Origin of the sequence: Pseudarthrobacter sp. PvP090 (genome assembly GCF_040547365.1) — a bacterium.
In the GTDB taxonomy this organism is placed as follows: Bacteria; Actinomycetota; Actinomycetes; order Actinomycetales; family Micrococcaceae; genus Arthrobacter.
In genome coordinates this window covers 37,323-60,464 of record NZ_JBEPPO010000002.1, presented here as the reverse complement: position 1 = coordinate 60,464, position 23,142 = coordinate 37,323, and the positions used below count along the sequence as shown (strand labels likewise).

The following is a 23,142-nucleotide window of genomic DNA, read 5'->3' as shown; positions in this document are numbered from 1 at the left end:
TATGGATTCCCAGGCACCGAGCACCATCGCCGAGTCACGCTGCCTTGTGGTCGGGGCAGCCAGCGGCATCGGGTTTGCGACGGCGGCACGCCTCCGGGCGTCCGGCGCCGCGGTGGTAGGGGCGGACCTGCCCTCGGCCACCTGGCCCGCCGAACCGGGCACCTCATCACTCGCCATGGACGTCACCGATCCCGCATCGGTTGCGGCGGCCGTCTCCGCAGCGGCGTTGGAGATGGGAGGGCTCGACGCGGTGGTGAACTGCGCCGGCATCCTGGGACCGGTGGCCCCGGCAGCCGCCACCTCAGTCGAAGACTTCGAACGCATCATGAAGATCAACCTGACGGGAGCGTTCATTCTCTCGCAGGCTGTCCTGCCGCGGATGGCCGAAGCAGGCTACGGGCGGCTGCTCCATATCTCCTCGACGGCGGGCAAGGAAGGCGTAGTCAACATGCCCGCCTACTCGGCCAGCAAGGCCGGGATCCTCGGCTTGGTCAAGTCACTCGCCAAGGAGTTCGCGCTTTCCGGCGTCACCGTGAACGCCCTCGCCCCGGGCAACGTGGTGACCCCGCTCTTCGCTGAAGTGCCGAAAGAACAGCAGGCGGCCCAGGCCGCCAAGATCCCCATGGGCAGGTTCGGGACGCCCGCCGAAGCGGCCGCCCTCATCGAATTCATCGTTTCACCGGCGGCGTCCTACACCACCGGCTCCGTCTTCGACCTGTCGGGCGGCCGGGCCACCTACTAGCCCGGCACCGGCCTCTGCCGGACCGCACCACACTTTCCTACCAGCACCAGAAAGATGGCACCCGCTGATGACCACCCCATCGCCTGTCACCGCCCGCCCCCTTCGCATCGGAATCGCAGGCTGCGGGGCGATCTCCCGGAACCACCTCGAGGCTTTCCGCGCCCTTGACGAGACCGTCATCGTGGGCGTCTGCGACATCGACCTCCAACGCGCCAAGGACACCGCCAAAGCGTGGGAAATCCCTGCAGCTGTCAATACAGTCCAGGAGCTCCTGGGGATGGACCTGGACATCATCTCGGTCTGCACCCCGCACCCCACCCACGAGGAGGTGGTGCTGCAGGCCGCTGCGGCAGGCGTGAACGTGCTCTGTGAGAAGCCCATCGCCACCGACCTGGCATCCGCAGAGCGCATGGTCCAGGCCTGCGACGACGCCGGCGTAAAACTCGGTGTTCTCTTCCAGCGCCGGTTCTGGCCGGCCGCCCAGCGCATCCGCATAGCGATCGACGACGGCACCCTGGGCCGGCCGATCATGGGCCAGTGCTCGGTGATGCTGCACCGCGAACCGGAGTACTACTCCCGCGACGCCTGGCGCGGGACCTGGGCCAACGACGGCGGCGGAGTGCTGATGACCCAGGCCATCCACTACATCGACCTGCTGCAGTGGTTCATGGGAGACGTGGCCGAGGTCTACGGGAAAATCAACACCTACAAGCACGGCGAGCACATCGAAGTGGAAGACTCGGCGACCGCCGTCATCACGTTCACCTCCGGCGCCATGGCCACCCTCGAAGCGTCGACGGCGGTGTCCCCGAGTCTGGGTGTGCAGATCCGGGTCACGGGGGAAACCGGAGCCTCCGCTTCCCTGACCGAATTCCCGGAAGGCAGCGACGGGCGCGTGGATCTGTGGGCCGCGGCCGGGACCATCAGCACTGAGCCCGTCTACCCTGAAGGAGTTGACCCGAACGTCAGCCTCACCACGATCAACGGCCAGCTCATCCCGCACCACACCGCCCAAGTCCGCGATTTTGTCCGGAGTATGCGCGGCGGCGGTGAACCGGCGGTCACCGGCCAAGACGCGACGAAAGCCCTACGCATATTGCTGGCGGTCTACGAGTCATCCCGTACAGGTCTTCCAGTCCGCTTCGCCCCGCTGCCTGAAAGCCCACGACCCCTCGCACAGATTGTCGGCTAAGGAACAGCCATGGAACAGAACACACGCTACGCCGCCCGCCCCCTGACACTGGGCCACGGCCGCACCCCACGAACCCTCCGCTACGACGCAGCACAGCGGATCGCCTCTCTCCTGACGGCGGGCGCCACCCCACGCTACGAACTGTGCCTGAACGGAGCACAATCATGACCGGAACCGCACACAGGCCCATCGGCCTGGCCCAGCTGTCCCTGCTGAACACCGCCCCGCCTGAATTGGTGGGAATCGCCGCCCAGGCAGGCTTTGATTTCATCGGCGCCCGGGTGCGCCCAGTGACGCCCACGGAACGGCCTTACAACCTCCAGCCAGGCTCACCGATGCTCCGCGACACATTGTCCAGGATGCAGGACACCGGAGTGACCGTCCGGGATATCGAATTTCTGCTGCTCGACGGCAGCGACCAGCGCGAAGCATGGCTGCGCATGATGGAAGCGGGCCAGGCCCTGGGGGCAAGCTCCCTCACCGTGGCCGGTGCCGACCCCGACAGCGCCCGACTGATCGGCACGCTGGCCCGGATGACCGAGGACGGCCGCGGATTCGGGATCACCCCCACTCTGGAAGCGATCTCCTACCAGCCCGTCGCCTCGATCGCCCAGGCCGCGGACATCGCCCGCCAGGCCGGCTGCCGGATCGTGGTGGACACCCTGCACTTCAACCGCTACAACGGTCAAGGCGCCGCTGCTCAGTGGGAGGAGCTGCGCGCCAACACAGACCTCGTGCCGCTCCTGCAGTTGTGCGACGGCCCGGCGGAACGGCCAGGCAGCCGCGAGGAGCTCGTCATCGAATCCCGCTCGGAGCGGGGCGTTCCCGGCGAGGGCGAGTTCGGCCTCGTGGCGGCGGTTGCCGCACTTCCGGCCAGCCTTCCGGTCAGTGCGGAGGCACCCTCGGACCGGCGGGTGGCGGAACTGGGCGAGCTCGGCTGGGCGCGCCTGCTCAAATCAGGGGTGGACGCTGTGCTGACCCAGGCCGACAGCACGCAGCTAAGCGGAAATCTTGACACGGCAGGGGCGAAATGAGCGGCACCACTGCAGAGACCACGACGACGGTACTCGGGCCGGACGTGCGCATACCGCTCATCGGCCTGGGAACCTGGCCCCTGACGGGTGAGGACGCCGCCGCGACCGTGAACCAAGCCATAAACAACGGCTACCGGCATATCGATACGGCCGAGAACTACGCCAACGAGGCCGCCGTGGGGGAGGGCATCCGCCGCAGCGGCATCGACCGCGGGGACCTGTTCCTCACCACTAAGTTCAACACCCAGTGGCACAGCCGGAGCGGAGTGCGGGATGCCTTCGGCCAGGCGGTGCGGCGGCTCGGAACCGACTATCTGGACCTGTTCCTGGTTCACTGGCCCAACCCCGCCCAGGGGCGATTCGTTGAAGCCTGCGAAGGGCTGCAGGACCTCGTGGAGGACGGCTCCATCAGAGCCTGGGGCGTCTCAAACTTCAAACCGGCACACCTGCGGGCCGTTCAGGACGCCAGCTTGGCCGTCCCGCTGAACCAGGTGCAGGTTGACCCAGAGCACGGCCAACCGGCCCAGCTGGCCTACCATCGCGAACACGGAATAGTCACTGCCGCCTACAGCCCTTTGGGCCGCAACGGGAGTTTCCTGGAGCGGGCGGCTGTCCGGGACCCTGCCAGGGAGCTGGGCAAGACGCCGGCGCAGATAGTCCTCCGCTGGCACGTGCAGCATGGCCGCGTGGCGGTGCCGAAGTCCGCAGACAACCAACGGCAACGCGAGAACCTGGACGTCTTCGGTTTCGCCCTGACCCAGCAGCAAATGGCTGCAATTGATGCACTCGAAACCGGTGCGCCGCCGCGCCTGGACTCCGACACCTACTTCCACTGAGAAAGCACTGAACATGACTGCACCAGCAAATCCTTCATCTGCCCTCCCGAGCCTGGACTGCGATGTCCTGGTAGTCGGCTCCGGTGCGGGTGGTCTGTCCTCCGCCGTGACCGCCGCATATCACGGACTGAAGGTAGTGGTTGTTGAAAAGGCCGACGTCTGCGGAGGTGCCACGTCTTGGTCGGGCGGGTGGGCCTGGACCCCTGGCAACCCGCTGGCCAAAGCCGATGGCGTCAACGAGGACCGCGAACTGTTCCGCACCTACCTTCGCCACCGGCTCGGCCCAAACTACCAAGTAGACAGGGTGGAAGCATTTCTTGAGGCGGTCCCGCATATGGTCGGCTTCTTCCAGGACAAGACCAGCCTCCAGTTTGTGCCGGGAACCAAGATCAAGGACATCTACGGCAGTACTCCCGGCGCGGGCACCGGCCATCGTTCAGTGGGTCCCAAGCCGTTAAACGCCCGCAAGATCAAGCCTGAGCTCCGTGCCAAGATGCGCCACCAGCTCTACGAAACCTCGTTCCTGGGGATGGGCATCATGGCAGGACCGGACCTGACCAAATTCCTCTCCGCTTCCCAAGGGAACATCAAGGGCATCTTCCACGCCGGCTGGCGGGTTGGATTCCATGTCTTGGACCTCATTACCCACAGGCGCAACATGCAGCTGGTCAACGGGACCGCCCTCACCGGCAGGTTGCTGAAGTCCGCCGATGATCTCGGGGTGGAGATCCGCGTCTCCACGCCTGCCAGGCACCTGTTGACAGACGAGTCCGGGAAGGTGACGGGCGCCGTCGTCAATTCCCCGGACGGTGAGCTGCGGATCAACGCCTCCCGCGGCGTCGTCCTGGCCGCCGGAGGGTTCCCCAACGACGTCTCACGCCGTAAGGGGCTGCTTCCCAAAACCCCCACCGGCCGGGAGCACTGGACCCTGGCACCGGCTGAGACCACGGGCGACGGGATCACAATGGCCCAAGCCGTAGGAGCCCGCTTCGAGACAGAGGTGGCCTCCCCGGCCGCTTGGTGCCCGGTCTCCCTGGTCCCGTACCGCAATGGACGCACCGGAATCTTCCCGCACATTATGGACCGGGCCAAGCCCGGCAGCATCGGAGTGCGCCGGGACGGCAGGCGGTTCGTCAACGAGGCCAATGGCTATTACGACTATGTCGAAGGCCTCCTGAACGCCACTCCAGAAGGGGAACCAGTGGAGGCATGGCAGATCGCCGACGCGGAGTTCGTCCGGAAGTTCCCCTTGGGGATGGCCAAGCCGCTGCCGGTGCCGCTCTTCCCGTACCTGCGCTCGGGGTACCTCAAGAAAGGCAAGACCCTTGAGGAATTGGCGGCCGCCTGCGGGATTGATCCGCAGGGACTCGCCGCGACGGTCGCTGACTTCAACCGCAACGCGCGGAAGGGCATCGACCCCGTCTTCAATCGGGGGGCCAGCGAATTCAATCGCTACGGCGGCGACCCTAAGAACACCCCCAACCCCTCGCTGCGGCCCCTGCAAAAGGGTCCGTTCTACGCCGTCAGGATTGTCCCGGGATCGTTCGGTACCTTCGCGGGGCTTGCAGCCGATTCGCGCTCCCGTGTACTGGACAATGATGGCCAGCCCATCCCTGGTCTTTACGTCGCGGGCAACGATCAGGCCTCAGTCATGGGTGGGCACTACCCCGCCGGCGGGATCAACCTCGGCCCGGCCTTGACGTTCGGCTACATCGCGGGCCGCGACATCGCAAACGCGACACACTACGAAGATGACGGCACCCGGGCCCCGGAAGAACGCGCCGGAAACAACGATGCGACGGTCAGCGGCCGAGTTTGAATTAGCAGAGGTCGGCACGTGTTTCCGCGGGTCAGCAGGGTTCAGGGACATAGTTGTGCACAAAATCCTTCTCGTGGAACGAGCGATCTATGACCATCCAAGACTGGCGGGATTCCTGAGATAGGTGCAGGGTCCATCATCGTGTGACAGGAAGAGTCACAACATAATCCTTGACGTGTTGCTACCCAAGGAAATAAGTTGTTGTGTGACCAACGGTGATCTGGATCACAAGTGCGAAGCATTTCCCCGTAGTGTTCTGGGCTGAAAGTGCAGCACAACGCGGTCTCGGCGCCACCCCCCCTGAATGGAGACACCATGGAACGCGACCTTGCAGACAATTCGCTGGAGAAGGTGAGCCCGGAGCGCCTTCGTAAGGTGGTGCGGGCCTCTTTTGCCGGGACCGTGGTGGAGTGGTTCGACTTCGCCATCTACGGCTACATGGCAACACACATTGCCGCCACCTTCTTTTCATCCACGGATCCTGTCACCGGTCTGTTGGAGACGTTCGCCGTGTTCGCCGTCGCGTTCGCGCTACGGCCCTTGGGCGGCATTTTCTTTGGACGCCTGGGTGACCGCCTTGGACGCAAAAAAATCCTGGTGCTGACCGTCCTGCTCATGTCCGGATCTACGGCTGCAATCGGGCTCATTCCAAGCCACGAGACGATCGGCATCTGGGCCGCCGTCCTGCTGGTGCTTGCCCGGTGTTTACAAGGCTTTTCCGCCGGCGGCGAATACGCGGGCGCCACCATCTACGTCGTCGAGCACAGCCCCGACAGGCACAGGGCACGTTACTCGTCGGCCATGTCCGCGGCGACGTTCTCCTCATTCGCCCTCGCCGCTGGACTCGGAGCGCTGCTCAGCTTCATGCTGCCCCCCGAGGCCATGGGTGATTGGGGCTGGCGCATCCTCTTCCTATTGTCAGTGCCGATGGGCCTGATTGCCTTCTACATTCGCGCCAAGCTCCACGAGTCCCCTGAGTTCCAAGCGATGATCGACGATTCCGCCTCCCGTCCCGCCCCGTCTCTGGGAGTCGTCTTCCGCACCCAGTGGCCCGCGATGCTTCGCCTGGGCGGGTTCGTGATGCTCACGGCCCTCTCCTTCTACATTTACTCCACGTACATGTCGACCTTCCTGATCAAGGTTGTCGGCCTGCCCCCGCACCTTGCCCTGTTCTCGAGCTTGATCTCGCTGACCCTGGCGACGGCGCTGGCCCCCGTCATGGGCCGTGTCTCGGATCGCATCGGGCGCCGTCGCACCATGCAGACCGCCGCCGGCCTACTCGCTGTCCTCACCATTCCGGCGTACATGATCGCCGAGCAGGGAACGTTCGCAACTGCCGTTGTCAGCCAACTGCTCATTGGACTCGGCGCGGTGACCGCTAATGTGGTGACCTCGGTCCTGATGTCGGAAATGTTCTCGACTGACGTGCGCTTCGCGGCATCGGGCACCTGTTACAACATCACCTACGCGGTGTTCGGCGGTACCGCACCCTTCCTGGCAACGTGGCTTGTCGCGGGAACCGGGTACTCGCTTTCACCCGCGATCTACGTCTCAGCCATCGCCGTCGCATCCTTCCTCGTAGCCACCTTCCTCATACCTGAGACCGCAGGACGGCCTCTGCGCCGGTACCACGACGACCTCGTGCCAGCAGAGCCAGCGCGCGCCGTGGCCGCAAAAGCGGTGCCCGTGAGGTCCATTGGCAAGTAAGCTGTTGGGCCGCTGTCCCTACTGGGTGGGTACGGACAGCGGCTGGACATGCCGCGGCCGACCGCGATGGCACAGATTCGCCGGCGGCTCAAAGGACGGCTTGAACAAAACTGGCCTACTCACGGCCGCCATATTCAACTCTTTCGTGACCCTTCGAGGCCCTGCTCTGGCAACCCTGAACGGACGCGCGTAGCGTCCGAATAGAACGAAGGCGGCGGTGGCAGCCTGACCAAGGACCTCGCTGCCGAATGGGGACATCCAACCCGAACTGCCGCACGGGGTCTTCTTCCAGGACACGCGCATCCTGTCCCGCTGGAGCCTTACCGTTGACGGCCAGGTGCTGGAGCCGTTGGCGGCGGAAACGAAGGAACCCTACCGGGCGTTGTTTGCGGGCCTTGTTGCCCGTTCTGACGGGTATGCGGACAGCCCGCTGCTTGTGGAGCGGCTGCGCGAGGTGGGTGTCGCCGGCGGCGCCGACGACGTCGGGACGGACTCCCTGACATATCGCACAGTTGTCCCCCAGCACGGCCACTGGAGCACGGTGCTGAGCGTAATGCCTACGGTGGACGGAACCGGCACGGCGGCACCGAGGTCCAAGCCTACGTCTATTCGGCGTACATGGCACGTGCCTGGATGGCCTACGACGCCGATGACACGGCCATGGGCGACGAGCTCACCGACCGGGCGGCAGAGCTGAAAACCGGTTCAGCGAACAGTTGTGGCTGTCCGATCGCGGGTACTATGCGATCGCGTTGGATAAGTACAAGCGCCCGGTGGAGGCCTGCGCCTCTAATATGGGCCACTGCCTCAAGCGCAGCGGATCGCCACGGCCCTGCTGGAGGCCGCCCAGTACTCGGACGGCCGGCTGCCCGAGCTCTTCTGCGGCTTCGCCCGGGAACGGTTCGGCCAGCCCGTGCCGTATCCGACGGCGTGTTCGCCGCAGGCCTGGGCCTCGACGGCGCCGATCCTGCTGGTGACCAGCCTCACGTGGCGGTCTGTGGCTGGACCCGGTACTGCCGGAGGCCTATGGCGACCTGCACATCACCAATGCACCCATGGCCGGCGGCCGGATTACCATCGACATTTCCGGTTCCACCACCTCCGTCCAAGGGCTGCCCGAGGGCATGGTGCTCCACCGCGGGCACCGGCTATGGATGCCCGATCTGGTGGAGCAGGCCAGGCTGCGCAAGAAAGCTCAACGGAACGAGCGGGCCCGTCAGCCTCAGCGGCAACCCCGGCATGCCAGCTCCTGCTCACCCAGACGGGGAGGAGGTGCAGCAGCAAACCCGCCTAGCAGTCCATCGATAAGGGAACCTGCTGGTTAAAGTCATCCGCACGGCAGGAGCTCTCCAGTGTTCAGGGAGCTCCCGCCGTGCGGATGCTGTTTGTGGTGTGGGTTCGTCCCCGTCAGTCCGTGCGGACTTTGCTGGGGTCGACGTTGCGTGCGGCGAAGATGAGCAGGCCGGATGCCAGGATGGGGAGGACCCCCCACCATAGGGTGGCGTTGATCCAGCCGGCGCCAGCGGCGAGTGTGGCGGTAATGAGCAGGCCGCCGATGATCGCTCCGACTTGGCCGGAGGCGTTGATGATGGAACTGCCCGTTGCCCGGGTGTGGACGGGGAAGCTTTCGCCGGTGAAGAACAGCAGGGCGGAGAAGGGGCCGATGAGGAAGAACAGCCCGGCGCTGTACAGCCCGATGATGAGCGGGAAGTCCCCGTTCGGGGCCTGGAGCATGGTGAAGAAGGAAACGGCACACAGGATCCACCCGATCCCGATCGCGTTACGGCGCCCGATCCGATCACCGAGCCAGCCGTGGAACAGGTAGCCGGCGAAGGCGGTGGCATTGGAGATGATGAGTACCAGCAGCGCGTTGTCGAACTCGACGTTCTTGCCGTCCGGTGCCGTGAGCAGCGACGTGCCGAGGATCGCGAACGCAAGCACGCCCAGCCAGTTCAGGAGGAAGGCACCACCGATCGTCAGGGTGGACCGCAGCGATTCTCCGCGGAAGACCGAGACGAGTGGGCTGGACTTCTCCGAGACGTCAATCCCGTATTTGTCCCCGAGCTGTTGTGCCTCTTCCATCCGGCCGTCCTTGATCATCTTGTCGATCTGGTGACGGTGGGCGAACTGGGGGCTTTCTTTGAGCCAGCGTCCGGCGAGGACGATGAAGACGGCGGGGAGGGCGGCCACGGCGAAGCAGAGCGCCCACCCGCCGATGGGGAACAGCAGGTAGACGGACCCGGCCGCCAGGACGGAGCCGACCGGCCAGCCCGACTGGACGAGTGAGTAGATGAGACCGCGGCGGCGTGCCTTGGCGGGATCGCTGTTGTGGGCAAACATCTCGTTGAGGTACGCCGCGTTGATGGACTGCTCGGCGTAGCCGAGGCCGGCCAGCGAACGAACGAGGACCAGGAAGACGAGTCCAAGGCCGGCAGCGAGGCCCACAACCCAGCCGACAGTGGCCGTCAGCAGGGAGGCGACGGCGGCACCGACGACGGCGATCAGGATGCCCTTGCGGCGGCCGATCCGGTCGACGATCGGGCCAATCCCGAAGGCCACGAGGGCAGTTCCTGCCGTCACCCAGGTATTAATCCCCGTGGACTGGGCAGCACTCCAGCCGAGGTCTGAAGCCAGCACCGGCAGGAGGTTGCCGAACAGGACGAAGTCATAGACAGCGAAGGTCCAGGCGAAGAAGCAAATCCAGGTCGCCAGCCGGACGTCCTTGGGCCTGACATCAGACTCGACAAATTGAAAGGTTGGGGCAGTGGTCATAGCGGTTCCTAATTCACGGGGATAGGTGGGGGTGTGATGAGTAGGGAACGAAGGGGCGGCCTGGAGGCCAGCGTCGCTAACTGGCTCCAGGCCGCCCCCCTTACTGCTGCTCCTGGCTCAGGTTGCCGAACTGAGCTCGGAGACCAGGACCTCGCGGCGTTCGGCAGTTGACATCAGATCGACCGTGGGCTGGCCGTTGACCTCCTTGAGGACCACGCCGTAGTCACGGGCGGCAGCCTCGGCAGTCGTGAAGCCGTCCAGCACGTCCTCGAGGACCTTTAGCGGGTCCCGGCGATGCGGGTCGCCGAAGCCGCCACCGCTGGGCACGGTGATCTGGAGGGAGTCGCCGGCCAGCAGCTGACGACCGGTGACCTTGGACGGCCAGGACTCCTCGCCCGCCCGGCCAACGTTCTTCACGAGCGAGCCGTTGAGACCGTCATGGCCGCCGAAAGCGCCCCACGGCACGTCTGACTCGTGGCGTTCGCCCTCGCAGGTGATCGCGGTATCGGTCAGGAAGGTGTTCTCCCGGACAATGCCGATGCCGCCGCGGAACTCGCCGGCCGCTGCAGGCTCGGAACGCAGTTCGTAGCGGTCGGTGCGCATCGGGAACCGCCACTCGAGCTCCTCGATCGGGTTGTTGCGGGTGTTGGCGATGAGGTTGTCTACGGAGTCCGGCCCGTCGCTGGTTGCGCGGGCGCCGTAGGAGCCCTCGTTGACCTCGAGGTAGACCCAGTACTCGCCCTGTTTCTCGTCCCATCCTGAGTAGGAGATGAAGTGGATGTGGGCGGAGTTGCCGGCGGTGACGCGCTCGGGGATGACGGGGGCGAGGGCCCGCAGGGCCAGGTCGACGGCACGTTGTACTTGGGAGAACCGGGAGAAGGTTGCGGCCGGGTACGTGGGGTTGAAGATGGTGCCTTCCGGGGCAATGACCTTCAGCGGCTTGAGCATGCCCTCGTTTTGGGGCACGAACACGGGGAAGGCAACCTCATCCAGGAATATCATCCGGGTGATGAACGTGAATGCCGAGACGGTGGTGCCCTCGAAGGCGCAGTTGTAGGCGGTCGGCACCTGTTCAGAGGATCCGGTGAGGTCGTAGGTAATCTCGTCACCCTCGATGATCACCTTCACGACGATCGGCAGCTTCTTGCCGTAGTTGCGGCCGTCGTCGTCCAGGTAGCCCACCTCGGTCTCGTAGACGCCGTCGGGGATCTTGGCGATCTCCTGGCGCAGCATCCGCTCCGAGTAGTCGATCCAGCTCTGGCCGGCTTCGCGGACCGCGCCGAAGCCGTACCGCTCGATGAGAGCGATGTAGCGGGACTTGGCCAGCTCGCAGGCGGCGATCATCGCCTGGAAGTCGCCCTCGTTGGAAGTGGGTGTGCGGGTGTTGTTGAGGATGTGCCGGATCAGCGATTCCTGGCGGACGCCCTTCTCGGAAATCTTCACCGCACGGAAGATGGTGCCTTCGGACTGGATGTCTTGGATGTCCACCATCAGCCCGGAGTACGCGCCGCCGTTGTCGATCAGCTGGCCCGAGGCGCCGGCGAAGCCGACGAGTTCCCCGTCGTGGAAGATCGGTTCGATGATCGCGACGTCGGGGGAGTGCGTGGCCCCCAAGTAAGGATCGTTGTGCAGAATGATGTCACCGTCGTGGATGTCATCGCCCAGGACCGAGATCACGCCCTTGACGATCTTGGGCATGGAGCCCATGAACATTGGCGTGGAGTCGGACTCGGCCAGCACGTTGCCGTCCTTGTCGAACAGCCCTGCGCCGAGGTCCTCGGACTCACGGATGATCGAGGAATAGGCCATACGGAACAACACCGAGGCCATTTCCTTGGCCGCCGAGTTCAGAGCGCCCCCGATCACGCGCATCAGGATAGGCGTGGCCAGTTTCTCGGCACTCTGGGTCGCGGCCGGGCAATCGATGACGAGGTTGCCGGCTGCGTCCACCGCTCCGGAGAATCCCGGAGGAATAGCTGTGGTGGAGTCGTACTGTTCGATGATGGCGGGACCGGTGAAGGTAATTCCCACGCCCATCCTGTCGCGGTCGTAGAAACTGGTGTCCAGGGTCACCGGCTTGCCATCCTGTTCAAAGGTCACCGGACGGGTTTCCACCAGGGCGTCTTTGAGGGAACCGGACTTGATCGCCTCCGGCGTGGGCAAGTCATCCATCACGGCGCTGGCCTCCACGCGGATGTTGATGACCTCCACGGTGCCGTTCTTGAAACGGTGACCGTACTCCTCAAAGTGGGCATCGTGGAAGGCTGCCTCGGCCTTTTCCAGCCAGGCCTGGTTAACCGGCCCCTCGGGGGCAGTGAAGCGGATCTCGTATCCCTGGCCCTCGTAGCGCGCGTCCGCGAGCCATTCGAGCTTGCGGCGTTCGCCCGGTACGTCCTCGGCATCCAGCTGGGCATTGGCCTCGCGTTCCAACTGCTCGAAGGAGGCCTGGATGGCGGCGGGGTTGGCGTTGGCGAACGTGAACCGGTTGGTGGCGACGAACTCGTACTTCTCGTCGGTAGCCAAAAGGCCGGTGGCAGCCATGATGCCGGGGTGGGCCGGGATCAGCACCTTCGGGACCTCCAGCTCCGCGGCGATCTCGCAGGCGAACAGTGCGCCGGCACCGCCGGCAGCGACGAGGGTGAAGTCGCGCGGGTCGTAGCCCCGGCGCACGGAGTTCTGCTCGATCGCCTGGGTCATACCGAACTTCTGGATCTGCAGCGCGCCGAGGGCTGCCTGGTCCACGGACATGTTCAGCTTTTCTGCCAGACCTTCCATGGCTTTTCGAGCGCCATCAAGGTCCATGTCCATACCTGAGCCTGCCAGAACGCGGTCTGGACGCATGCGCCCCAGCAGCACCTGGGCATCGGTCGATGTCGGCTCCGACCCGCCGCGGCCGTAGCAGACCGGGCCCGGGACAGCTCCCGCTGATTGAGGACCCACGCGGAAGACCCCGCCGGCGTCGACGTAGGCGATGGAACCGCCGCCGGCACCAATGGTATCGATGTCCACCATCGGGACCATGGCCTGGTGATCGCCGATCTTAGTGTCCAGCAGGTGACGCATGCGCAGTTCACCCTTATAGGCAACACCGATGTCCGCCGAGGTACCGCCGATGTCCAGGGTGACAACGTTCTCGAAGCCGGACTGGCGACCGGCCCACATGCCGCCGATCAGGCCGCCGACCGGTCCGGACATCATCAGCGTTACCGGCCGCTTGGCGGCCTCCTTGATCGGAACCATACCGCCGGAGGACTGCATCAGCAGGATCTCCCGCTTGTAGCCCAATCCTTCGGCCTGCTCCTGCAGACGGTAGAGGTAGCGCGAGACCCGGGGCCCGACATAGGCATTGAGCGCGGTGGTGGAGAAACGCTCGTACTCCCGGTATAGGGGCACGATCTCGCTGGACAGGGACAGGTAGGCCTCGGGGAACTCCTCCGCTACGATTTCCCCGATCCGCTGCTCGTGCGCGGAATTCAGGTACGAGTGCAGCAGGCAAACGGCGATGGCCTCGACTCCGGCAGCCTTCAGCTCGCGCACGCGCTCACGGACCTCATCTTCGTCCAGGGGAACCAGGACGTCGCCGTTGGGTGCCGTGATGCGCTCCTTGACCGTGAGCCGATGACGGCGCTTGATCAGGGGCTTGGTCTGCCACGGCAGCTCCTGTTGCAGTGAGAAGTTGAACGGCTTCTTGTGCCGGGCGATGTGCAGGATGTCACGGAAACCCTCGGTAGTGATCATCCCGACCTCCGCGCCGGTGTGCGTCAGCGCGGTGTTCGTAGCCACCGTGGTCCCGTGCACCAGCTGGTCGATCTCCGCAAGCGAGACACCGGCCTTCTGACAGAGCTTCTTGATGCCGGAGATAACGGCTTCGGACGGATCGTGCGGGGTGGACGGGACCTTCTCCACAACGGCAATGCGCTGGGCGTCGTCTGAAAAATACAAGTCGGTGAAGGTGCCGCCGACGTCTACTCCGATGCGCTTCATACTGGGGTCCTTTCGGAAGTGAGGCTCAGGACTACGTTGAAGGGGAAAGCCTGCGAGGGCCTCTCGGCCATTCGGCAACCCCCAATTGGAGTCCGCTGGGGTTAGACCGCAAATCTATGTGCTTTAGATCACATAGTTGCTTAGTAAGCAATGTAGTTCCCGTGGAAGCAACACGCAATGGCTAGCGGCTCTATTTCTTCGGACGCCCCCTTCGCCTGCAGGCCGGATGCTGCCAGTGATCAAAGGTTGACCCCCCGCTCGCTTTTGGATAAATCGCCTTGCTTCGAGTTCATGCTTTGTGGAAGACGTCGGCCCTGGACTACTGGGGCGACGCGGGGCCTGGAAGCGATTTCCGGCAAGCCTCAGAAAAGGGGTTGTGCGTTGCGCAAACAGCAACTACTGTGATGACACAGCAACAAAATGTGGACAGGGAAAGCCCGGTCCCCGAGAGAGTGGAGACAGCTATGACAACAGAGACGTTCAACGACATCGAAGCCCGTCTTGCAGCAGTGCTGGAGGAGGCGTTCGAAGCAGGCACGGACATCTACAACGAGCGAGGCTTCAAGCGCCGGATCGGCTACGGCAACCGCCCCGCCGTCATCCACATTGACCTCGCGAACGCTTGGACCCGTCCGGGCCACCCGTTCAGCTGCCCAGGCATGGAGACGATCATCCCGAACGTCCAGCGGATCAACGAGGCCGCGCGCGCCAAGGGTGTCCCGGTCTTCTACACCACAAACGTGTACCGCAACCGCGATGCCACCTCCGGGACGAACGACATGGGTCTGTGGTACTCGAAGATCCCCACGGAGACCCTTCCGGCGGATTCCTACTGGGCGCAGATCGACGACCGCATAGCTCCCGCGGAAGGCGAGGTCGTAATCGAGAAGAACCGCGCCTCGGCGTTCCCGGGGACGAACCTCGAGCTCTTCCTGACCTCCAACCGCATCGACACCCTGATCGTGACCGGTGCAACCGCGGCCGGGTGCGTGCGCCACACCGTCGAGGACGCGATCGCGAAGGGCTTCCGCCCGATCATCCCCAGGGAGACCATCGGCGACCGCGTCCCGGGCGTCGTGCAGTGGAACCTCTACGACATCGACAACAAGTTCGGTGACGTGGAGTCCACGGACTCGGTGGTGGATTACCTGAACCGCCTCCCGCAGTTCGAGGACACGGTCCCCAAGACCCTCTCGGATCCCCAGCCCGAGGTGGCGTGCCCCCCGGATCCGGCCTAAACCGCACCGCACTCTCGGAGCCCCGCGGCCCGGCATCCCCGGCCAGACTCGACGACAGCCGGCACCCCTCAGCGGGTGCCGGCTGTCGTCGGGTCGGGCCGGACTGCGGTGATGAGTGCGTTTCTGGAACACGGCAGTCGCCAAGGATCCCGCTATGCCGATCCATCACCCAATGCCGTGAGGAGCAGATTCGAGACCAGACCGTCCAGCAGAGGGGCTCCTCCGCCGTGGACGAAGAGCCGCTGGAGAACCTCATCCAGTACCTCAACAACCTGCCCAACTCCGCCGACGCTGTTCCGACCTCGGCGATCCCGGTCAAGACCCCCGTGGGCTAAGCGGATCCTCTCACCACGGCGCGGTCCCGGATTTCCTGGACCGCGCCGCGGCGTGCCCGCAGCGGCCGGCGGCCCGGCCTCCGGCCAGAGGAGGAAAGGGCATCGTACGATGACTGATACGGGTGACTTGCACTAGCGCCCGAAGAGGGAGAACTCATGCTGGAGCCACAAACCACCGCCGACAAACCGCAAGGGGCGGCGGCATCGCTGCTCAATGGTCTGACGGTTCTCGAAGCCTTCTCCGTCGCCAAGCGATCCCTCCTGGGCGTCACGGAGATCTCCGAACTCGTCGGCCTGCACAAGAGCACCGTCTCCCGGATGCTCACCGGCCTGGATGAAGCCGGATACGTGCAGCGCGACGAAGACACCGGGCGATACCGCCTCGGACTCGGGATGATCGGCCTGGCAGGACCGCTGCTGGCCGAACTCGGCGTCCGCCGTGCCGCCCTGCCCCACCTCGAAGAACTCACCGAAGCCACCGGCGAGACGGCCGCGATCGCCGTCTGGAACGGCACCAACGCGATCGTTGTGGAACAGACGGCGAGCCCCCATCAGGTCAAGCACAGCGCGGCGATCGGCACGCGCTACAACAAGTTCGCCAGCTCCTCCGTCCGCGTGTTCCTCGCCGAACTGCCGTCCGATGAGACCGATCGCCTGCTGGCCGGCGGGACAGTCCTGCGGGAGGGCTACCGGGGTCTCCAGGACGCGGCCCACGAACAGCTCGCCGGCGTGCGGGACCGCGGCTTCGCCGTCAACGACGGTGAGACCACTTACGAGGAATACGGCGTGTCCGCCCCTGTGAGGGACTACCGGGGTGCAGTCGTCGGCTGCATCACAGCCAGTGCGCCCCGGGCCCGAGTGCAGTACCAGCAGAGTCAGTCGATCCTCCGCGAAGCCGTGCTACAGGCCGCTGAGCGCGTATCGACACGTCTGGGCAGCCTGCCGGGGGAAATAGATCCTTTGCCCTGATGGGCCATTACGGCTCCTCCGTAAGTGGATCAGGCCGGAAGGGAAGCCGTCCAGCCCAAGCGGGATGATACTTCCGATGCAGCATGCTGTACGGCTTGAACCAGAGTGTCCCTGCTGCCGTGTTTGTGCACACGGGAACGCGGAGCGGATGCAGTGACGCAACCCACCACCTTGCCTCGATAATCCCGAACCGGCGCGGAGACCCCAAACTCCTCGTCGGCAGTCGAACCGTCATTAACTGCGTATGCCTGACGGGCGACTTCCTGCAGGTGGGCAGTGTGGTCCAACGGCAAACCATCTCCCGCCGTGCGTAGTATGCGCCCGGATTCGATCAGTTCGGTCGCGAGAGGCGGCGCCAGCTCCGCCAGGAAGACCCGCACCGAGGAGCTCTCAAATTTGTTGTACCGGGTTCCGATAGTGGCAGTGTGTTTAACCTGATACGGGCTGGGAACCTGCTCCACGACGATGGCCTCGTGACCATTCCAGACAGAGATTGCGCTGGTCTCTTGAGTGCTTTCAGTTAGCTGCTCCAGGTACGGAACCGCAGCTCGGCGGACATCCAGGTCTGCCAGCAGAGGGCCGGACAACGCAAGAAGGCCCAGCCCGAGCCGATACCGTCCCGTCTCCTCGTCTCGCTGGACATATCCAGCTTCCGTTAGACCGCCAAGAATGCGTGAGACCGTGCTCTTGTGAAGGCCAACGCGCTGAGCAACCTCGGTTACACCAAGAACCGGATGTTGTACAGAAAAGGCTTCCAGCACAGCGAGACCATTCAACAGCGACGCCGCAGCTCCTTGGACCTGTCCGCTTTCCTGCCTCGGCCTGCCTACCATCTGCATCCTTTCGTGCGGCGTGACTGTTCGGCCACACTTTTGGCCATCATATGTCGCAATCCGGGCGAAATACGGAAGATGCGGCAGCCCCTTCAGACATGACCAGCGGGCAACCCGCGCGAAGTGGCGCTGAGGCAACTAGCTGTACGCATGGAAGTTGCCCGAAGGATTCGTTTCTAGGTCGGAACGGGCCAGTCTGCGGTCGCCGACGAGGAAGCGGGAAACCAGGAAGAAGTTGGGGCGGGAATACCCAGTGGCCCATTTGGAGTGATTCGGATAACGAAAGTTCATGATACTGGCGGAGCTTTGCTTGACTAGCCCTCTTTTGAGAAATGTCTTCGCTAGGGCCCTTTGACCCTGATTGCGGGAACGAGTCTTTAGGGTGGCCACTCACGTGCATTAGCGGCCCGTGTGCTCGGGTCAAGCTATTGCGTTCACAACGCTGCAGGATGCCGAAAGCCATTGACATCCCCTGTCGAAATGCGGATCCTCATGGCTAGAACTATTCCAGCCGGCAGTCACGCTGGATTCGGGGGTACCAATGGGAAGCGGCAACTTTTGCCATTTTCAGCTGAGCCTTTTCCAATCGTGGAAGCTCCGCCGGGACTCGTGCGTTCTGCATGTTGCAGTGCGTCAACAGCGGCTCATCACCGCCCTGGCTATCCACGGTCCCCGACCTCGAAGCTACCTGGTCGGGCTCCTGTGGCCGGACAGTTGCGAAAGTCTGGCCATGGAGAGTCTGCGAGTGAGCATGCACCTGGTCTCACGTCACGTCCCGGGGCTGCTGGTCAACGGGGGCTCTGAACTTTCCCTCAGCGAATCGGTAGAGGTCGACTTGCACCGCGTCCGGTCCTGTGTTCGAGAGCTAAGCCAAAACGGGCTCAACGGGAACGTCGCATCCACTCTGAACCTGTTGCGCGACGCCGAACTGCTCCCGGGCTGGTATGACGATTGGGTGCTCTTTGAACAGAGCAGATTGCGGCAGGATCGGCTCCACGCGTTCCACATCATAGGTCGCGAGTCGCTGGCGCGCCGTGACTACGAGAGTGCCGTGGAAGCCTCGGAGGCAGCACTACAACTTGAACCGCTCTACGAAAGTGCGGTTGGACTTCTCATTCAGGCTCAAAGGCAGCTGGGCAACAATGCTGCCGCGCTTCAGGCCTTCGAAAAGTATCGAACGAAGCTGCACAAGGACAAGGACATGGGCCTTGCGCCATCGGCGGGCATTCGGCGCCTCGTCGCCGACGTTTTGTGAGAGCCGGGCCTGGCATGACACTGACTCGTCTTCACAGTGTTCCCAGACATAATTCGCATCGGAGGACTCATCACCATCGCTTCGCGATCGACACCCTCATGTTGTCTGGAATGCAATCGCAGGAGGAGAACTCATAACGGAACGTCCAACACCGAGAAACGATAAGGGCTTCTCGACGTTCTTCGGAAACGGGCAAGACAGTCGCTCGCGCGGCTGCAAGGGTCGCCGTCGATTCTGGTGAACCATCCTTTCACTCGGCGGCGGGCAAGTTCCTAAGCGTCAGGGAGGTTGCGTAGCCATGAGTCCACCGCGGCGACTACTTCCGCCTGGCCGCGAGCATAACTAACCTTAGGTTCGCCGCCTTCCGACGATTCCGCGATGATCCGTGCACGGAAGGGTTCAGGACTTTCTGTTTTACTCCAGACTCTAATTACCAAGGTGGCCTGGGTAGGCGGCCCACCGTTCGGCCATTTAGAGCCCTCGGAGCCGCCGGAATGCACCTGGCTCATCAGAATCAGCCCCTCTCGATCCGGCCATGAAGTGGCGCCGTGGATCTGGCTCACCAACGTTTGGCAGCCTAGTCTCACTTATCAGTCTCTTAGAATCATCTCTAGATTTTCTGGTACGGGCCTCGCTATTGGCTCACTTTTCCGTGGCCACTATGGCGTACCTCGCGAAAATCGCGATTTTCAGCATCAGCCAAAAGGGCGAAAGTGATGGTCTGAAGGAATGACAGCAGGGTCAACACGTTTCTCCGGACTCATGCCGGTGCTATTGCCGGGTGGCTCCTTTCCTGTGTGGTCGACGGTTCGACCTTTGCTACTTCTCATGGGTGCCTGCGGCGTCTAGGACATGACGCTGTGGACTTGGGCGGCGATGTGCCGTGGGGAGGTGCACGCTATCTGGCTGGCACTTCACATCCCTTCATGGTCTGCGTGGTCGAGGGCGACATGACGGAACGGGGGATGCCGCGGTGCTCATGGAGAGTTTGGTGTCGGGTCCGTCTGGAGGGCCAGAGCCCCGCGAACGATCCGACGGCCATCTTGATCCGCTGGGAACGGTTTCGTCAACTGGTCACTGAGCTTGGATGGTTTGATTAGTCCGTGCTCCGTCTAAAACGCCTTATGGTTTTCAGCCTGTTCGCTGTTACGCTCATCACCGCATTCTCGTTCTGGGCAACCCGGCACCCCGGCGCAGACCCCCGCGGGGCCCTTTCTGCACCTCCGAGAGCAGGGGCGAAACTTGAAATGTTGTCCACCGGCATCACCGCCGCCGTGCACGTAACCCCAAGCCCGGATGCCCAGTGGCTCATCCGGGCTGCCGAACAGACCGGGATCCCTGCCCGCGCGCTCCGGGCCTACGTTGCTGCGGCAGCCACGACCAACGATTCCGCTCCGATGTGCGGGATCGGCTGGAACACCGTGGCAGCCGTAGGTTTCGTCGAATCAGCGCACGGAACTTACGGCGGCGGCAGCCTCAACGCCGCAGGGCAGTCGAGCGGCCCCATTGTGGGCCCGAGCCTCGATGGCAACGGGTTCGCCGCCATCGCCGACACGGACGCGGGTGCCCTGGACGGCGACGCCCGCTGGGACCACGCCGTCGGACCCATGCAGTTCATTCCCTCCACCTGGCAGCTTGTAGCGCGGGACGGGAACGGCGACGGAACAGCGGACCCATTCAATATCGACGACGCCGCCCTCAGTGCAGCGACCTATCTGTGCGCTCACGGTCGTGACCTCTCAACCGCGCATGGATGGACCGACGCAATCTACTCCTACAACCAGTCCGATCCCTACAGTCGCCAGGTGCGGGCCCAAGCCACTGCATACGCCGCGAAGACGGGCACCGACGAATGAGTTTACGGGCTGCCGGGGCAGGGTTCAGCCGCTGGGGGCAGAATATCGCCGGGTCACGCAAATAGGATCAGCACCTCGCAGCTTTTTCGGATAGTTTGTCATCCAATAGCCTGCCAACTGTTCCCCATGTAGAGGACGCCGGTTGTGGATGAATCCTTTGAGGCCCTACTGTCGATTCTGACGGCCGTGCGGAACTCCCTCCTGCAGCGCAGGCTGGGCGCCACCGTCGACCAGGTGGCCACCGACGGGGGCGCCCGACAGTCAGCCGAGGTCATCGTCAGCTACAGCGACAGGACCTGGACGGTTACCGACGAAAACAAAACTTGGTCGTTCACACCCGCCCGCGGCGGCAGGATCGAGCACAGCGCCGGGGAGGTCGAGCAGGCGCCTCGGGACCGGGACGATTACCTCCCCCCGGAAGTCGCCCTGTTCTTCCCGTTGTCCATGCGCATCTGGGGCGGAATCCAGGACGACTTCCGGATGGCGGGAGCTGAAGCGGAACGTGAAGGAGTCAGGCTTGCCCTGGTTTCTATTGAAGACCCCCGCTTCACCGGGTCTGCGTTCGTAAACACCAAATACGGGGTCATGACCGAGTACGTGACGCCTGGGCGGACGTTTCATGTCCGCGATCTCAGCTGGCTTCCGCGCTTGTAGGTAAAACATGTGTGGTGCCCCCGAAGGACGGCCCGCCACACGTGCCTAATCTAACGGGCACGCCTAGGCGTATTCGAACTCGGAAATGTCCGTCGCGCCAGAACTCCGCAACCAGGGCATCGGCCGCAAGCTCGTGATGGCGGCCACCGGTGAGGCGCGCCGGATCGGCGCGCGAAGCATCTTCCTCAGCCCCGCACGAACGGCCATATGCTGATGCTTGTTGTACATTCTGTACATGACAGCCCTTACGGATATTGACCGGCAGCTCCTTTCGGCCCTCCGCGAGGATGGCCGGGCGTCTGTGGCCAGCCTCGCCCGTAAGCTCGGCGTTGCCCGGGCAACCGTGAACAGCCGGCTCGATCGCCTTCTCACTTCGGGAACCATCGTTGGCTTCACTGCCAGGGTCCGTGATGAAGTGGACCCGCTTGAGATCCACGCCATCACCCTGATCGCTGTTGAGGGAAGGTCCGCCAACAAGGTGATCCGAGAGCTGAGGGGGTTCCCCGAAATTCGGGCATTGCATACCACCAACGGCGGATGGGACCTTGTGGCGGAGCTGGCCACCGAAAACCTCGGCGGGTTCGACAACGTGCTGGGCAGGATCCGCGCAGTCGACGGCATCGTCAACAGCGAGACCAGCCTGTTGCTCAGTTCCGTACTCAGATAGTGCTACAGGGCCGCCGCTGCTGTCGACGATCGAAGACCGGCGAAGTGCGCAGAATGGCCTGACATTCTGCGCACTTTTTTAGCGATTAGAGGGCGATTCGGTCATTGTGGACGCATATCGACACCGCATACAGTGAGGGCATTAGCTGTCGAGATGGAAAAGGGTGACGCAAATGACGCGTTTTGTCGATGTTCACAACATGGTGCGATGGGCTGCCGGCCGGGGAGTGGAGACGATCATCTCGGAGATGATCGTTTACCTCGAAGACGATTTCCGCCGCTGGGCGTCTTTTGACAAGAGTCCCCGCGTGGCCAGCCATACCCCGTTCGGGGTCATCGAACTGATGCCCACGAGCGACCACGAGACCTATGGCTTCAAGTACGTCAACGGGCACCCGTCCAATCCCGCCCGTGGTTTCCAGACAGTGACTGCGTTCGGCGTCCTGGCGGACGTCCACAATGGATATCCCACATTCCTGGCGGAGATGACCTTACTGACAGCCCTGCGTACTGCGGCGACTTCGGGTATGGTCGCGAAGCATCTCGCCCGCCCCGGCTCCGCAAGCATGGCCATGATCGGAACCGGCAGCCAGTCTGAGTTCCAGGCCTTAGCCTTCCGGGCGGCCCTCGGAATTACCACGCTCAGGGTGTGGGACACTGATCCTGCCGCGACGCGCAAGTTTGTCCGCAACCTCACGCCGCTGGGGTTCAAGATCACGGTGGCGTCCTCTGCCGCAGACGCCGTGCAGGGAACGGACGTCATCACGACCTGTACCGCTGACAAGGCCAACGCCACCATCCTGACGGCCGACCTCATTGCCCCCGGCGTCCACCTCAATGCCATAGGCGGGGACTGCCCCGGAAAAACCGAACTCGACGCGGTCATCCTGGGACTCGGCGACGTTTTCGTGGAGTTCACACCGCAGACGCGGATTGAAGGCGAGATCCAGCAAATGCCCGCCGACTTCGCCGTTACGGAATTCTGGCAAGTCTTGAGCGACGAGGCACCGGGGCGCACCAGCTCGGAACAGATCACGATTTTTGACTCTGTCGGCTTCGCCATTGAGGATTTCGCGGCCTTGCGATACGTCCGAGACGCCGTCGACGGGTCGGACTTCTTCGTAGACATTGACCTCGTCGCCGACCCGGAAGACCCGAAGGACCTCTTCGGCCTTGTGGGCGCCTTGTCCCCGGTTGGATCTTAGGTCAGGCCTGCCCCGTCATGGATCCCTCCGGGTCATCGGCATCCG

At 63.7% G+C, this 23,142-nt stretch carries 19 protein-coding genes and 1 pseudogene; 17 read left to right on the top strand and 3 right to left on the bottom strand.

Going from position 1 to position 23,142, the window contains the following annotated elements; genetic code table 11:
- The first annotated feature begins 1 nt into the window (after nt 1).
- The 9 genes and pseudogenes from ABIC21_RS02250 to ABIC21_RS19300 all read left to right on the top strand — a co-directional run.
- Nucleotides 2-742, top strand: coding sequence for an SDR family NAD(P)-dependent oxidoreductase (locus ABIC21_RS02250; RefSeq protein WP_354348801.1), 741 nt, complete (start codon nt 2-4; stop codon nt 740-742).
- A gap of 67 nt (nt 743-809) precedes the next feature.
- Nucleotides 810-1,934 (top strand): Gfo/Idh/MocA family protein, encoded by a 1,125-nt coding sequence (locus ABIC21_RS02245; RefSeq protein WP_354348800.1) that lies wholly within the window; start codon nt 810-812, stop codon nt 1,932-1,934.
- A 9-nt stretch (nt 1,935-1,943) separates the two neighbouring features.
- Nucleotides 1,944-2,102, top strand: a complete 159-nt coding sequence (locus tag ABIC21_RS02240) for a hypothetical protein (protein WP_354348799.1) — start codon at nt 1,944-1,946, stop codon at nt 2,100-2,102.
- Complete coding sequence (locus ABIC21_RS02235; RefSeq protein ID WP_354348798.1) at nt 2,099-2,968, top strand: sugar phosphate isomerase/epimerase family protein; 870 nt, start codon at nt 2,099-2,101, stop codon at nt 2,966-2,968. The genes ABIC21_RS02240 and ABIC21_RS02235 overlap by 4 nt, the downstream gene beginning before the upstream one ends.
- Nucleotides 2,965-3,804, top strand: a complete 840-nt coding sequence (locus tag ABIC21_RS02230) for an aldo/keto reductase (protein ID WP_354348797.1) — start codon at nt 2,965-2,967, stop codon at nt 3,802-3,804. The genes ABIC21_RS02235 and ABIC21_RS02230 overlap by 4 nt, the downstream gene beginning before the upstream one ends.
- A 13-nt stretch (nt 3,805-3,817) precedes the next feature.
- Entirely contained in the window at nt 3,818-5,623 is a 1,806-nt protein-coding gene (locus tag ABIC21_RS02225) for an FAD-dependent oxidoreductase (protein WP_354348796.1), read from the top strand.
- Between the two features lie 315 nt (nt 5,624-5,938).
- Complete coding sequence (locus tag ABIC21_RS02220) at nt 5,939-7,330, top strand: MFS transporter (RefSeq protein WP_354348795.1); 1,392 nt, start codon at nt 5,939-5,941, stop codon at nt 7,328-7,330.
- A 241-nt stretch (nt 7,331-7,571) separates the two neighbouring features.
- Nucleotides 7,572-8,027, top strand: a complete 456-nt coding sequence (locus ABIC21_RS19305) for a glycogen debranching N-terminal domain-containing protein (protein ID WP_502935950.1) — start codon at nt 7,572-7,574, stop codon at nt 8,025-8,027.
- Nucleotides 7,919-8,526, top strand: a pseudogene (locus ABIC21_RS19300) (glycogen debranching N-terminal domain-containing protein); the annotation flags it as partial. The gene ABIC21_RS19305 and the pseudogene ABIC21_RS19300, both read left to right, overlap by 109 nt.
- 211 nt (nt 8,527-8,737) lie before the next feature.
- Here ABIC21_RS19300 and ABIC21_RS02205 read toward each other — a convergent pair.
- On the bottom strand, nt 8,738-10,102 hold the full coding sequence (locus ABIC21_RS02205) for an MFS transporter (protein WP_354348793.1): 1,365 nt from the start codon (nt 10,100-10,102) through the stop codon (nt 8,738-8,740).
- A gap of 117 nt (nt 10,103-10,219) precedes the next feature.
- The gene (locus ABIC21_RS02200; RefSeq protein ID WP_354348792.1) at nt 10,220-14,086 is read right to left on the bottom strand and encodes a hydantoinase B/oxoprolinase family protein; all 3,867 of its coding nucleotides are present in this window, start codon (nt 14,084-14,086) and stop codon (nt 10,220-10,222) included.
- A 464-nt stretch (nt 14,087-14,550) separates the two neighbouring features.
- On the opposite strand from ABIC21_RS02200, the gene ABIC21_RS02195 reads away from it, so the two are divergent.
- The gene (locus tag ABIC21_RS02195) at nt 14,551-15,324 is read left to right on the top strand and encodes an N-carbamoylsarcosine amidohydrolase (RefSeq protein ID WP_354348791.1); all 774 of its coding nucleotides are present in this window, start codon (nt 14,551-14,553) and stop codon (nt 15,322-15,324) included.
- A gap of 491 nt (nt 15,325-15,815) precedes the next feature.
- On the top strand, nt 15,816-16,628 hold the full coding sequence (locus ABIC21_RS02190; protein WP_354348790.1) for an IclR family transcriptional regulator: 813 nt from the start codon (nt 15,816-15,818) through the stop codon (nt 16,626-16,628).
- Nucleotides 16,629-16,657: 29 nt separating this feature from the next.
- Here the strand turns inward: ABIC21_RS02190 and ABIC21_RS02185 are convergent, their stop codons facing one another.
- Nucleotides 16,658-17,461, bottom strand: coding sequence for an IclR family transcriptional regulator (locus tag ABIC21_RS02185; RefSeq protein ID WP_354348789.1), 804 nt, complete (start codon nt 17,459-17,461; stop codon nt 16,658-16,660).
- Between the two features lie 751 nt (nt 17,462-18,212).
- On the opposite strand from ABIC21_RS02185, the gene ABIC21_RS02180 reads away from it, so the two are divergent.
- The 6 genes from ABIC21_RS02180 (at nt 18,213) to ocd (ending at nt 23,097) form a co-directional block, all read left to right on the top strand.
- On the top strand, nt 18,213-18,716 hold the full coding sequence (locus ABIC21_RS02180) for a bacterial transcriptional activator domain-containing protein (RefSeq protein WP_354349061.1): 504 nt from the start codon (nt 18,213-18,215) through the stop codon (nt 18,714-18,716).
- Between the two features lie 1,247 nt (nt 18,717-19,963).
- The gene (locus ABIC21_RS02175) at nt 19,964-20,572 is read left to right on the top strand and encodes a lytic transglycosylase domain-containing protein (protein WP_354348788.1); all 609 of its coding nucleotides are present in this window, start codon (nt 19,964-19,966) and stop codon (nt 20,570-20,572) included.
- Nucleotides 20,573-20,716: 144 nt separating this feature from the next.
- The gene (locus ABIC21_RS02170; RefSeq protein WP_354348787.1) at nt 20,717-21,226 is read left to right on the top strand and encodes a hypothetical protein; all 510 of its coding nucleotides are present in this window, start codon (nt 20,717-20,719) and stop codon (nt 21,224-21,226) included.
- Between the two features lie 85 nt (nt 21,227-21,311).
- Nucleotides 21,312-21,440 (top strand): GNAT family N-acetyltransferase, encoded by a 129-nt coding sequence (locus ABIC21_RS02165; protein ID WP_354348786.1) that lies wholly within the window; start codon nt 21,312-21,314, stop codon nt 21,438-21,440.
- A gap of 21 nt (nt 21,441-21,461) precedes the next feature.
- Nucleotides 21,462-21,893 carry an Lrp/AsnC family transcriptional regulator gene (locus ABIC21_RS02160; RefSeq protein ID WP_229995365.1) on the top strand — a complete coding sequence of 144 codons (432 nt, stop codon included), beginning with the start codon at nt 21,462-21,464 and terminating at the stop codon, nt 21,891-21,893.
- A gap of 172 nt (nt 21,894-22,065) precedes the next feature.
- Complete coding sequence (gene ocd, locus ABIC21_RS02155) at nt 22,066-23,097, top strand: ornithine cyclodeaminase (RefSeq protein ID WP_354348785.1); 1,032 nt, start codon at nt 22,066-22,068, stop codon at nt 23,095-23,097.
- The last annotated feature ends 45 nt before the right edge of the window (nt 23,098-23,142 follow it).